Raw genomic sequence first — 385 nt, 5'->3', positions numbered from 1 at the left:
TCAGTTGCACGATTAAAGTGCAGCAAATTGCAAAATGGCAGACTGTGCGCAATGGTTTCTGTCACCCGTACCCACTCGCCGTTAATCTCGGTGTATTCAAACCCGAAACTCGGCTTTTCGTAGTTATCCGTGCAGCGCTCAAATAACTCTGCTGTTGCGGTTAAAGCGCGGTTCAGTGGCGTTTTACGGAAAGGGTTCCAAGGTAAAGACAATTGCTTGCGCCAAGCCTGCGCCTATAGGTGAACGGGTTGAATCGCTTGGCTATAACGGTGATGAAGCTGGTATAACATGCAGTGTACTCTCCATGCAGACTGAAATGGGCATTTGTTATTGTTATATTGTGCGATGCAGCATCATAGGCGGGATTTAAGCAACTGCAAAATAC

1 pseudogene is annotated in these 385 nt (G+C 47.0%); it reads right to left on the bottom strand.

What is annotated here, in order from left to right:
• Positions 1–212 (bottom strand): annotated as a pseudogene (locus tag BTA35_RS18610) (polyhydroxyalkanoate depolymerase); the annotation flags it as partial.
• Positions 213–385: the final 173 nt, after the last annotated feature.

The sequence above is a fragment of the Oceanospirillum linum genome, from assembly GCF_001995095.2.
Lineage (GTDB): Bacteria > Pseudomonadota > Gammaproteobacteria > Pseudomonadales > Halomonadaceae > Oceanospirillum > Oceanospirillum linum.
Note: the sequence above shows the minus strand (reverse complement) of the source record. Positions and strands in the feature narration are given on the sequence as shown.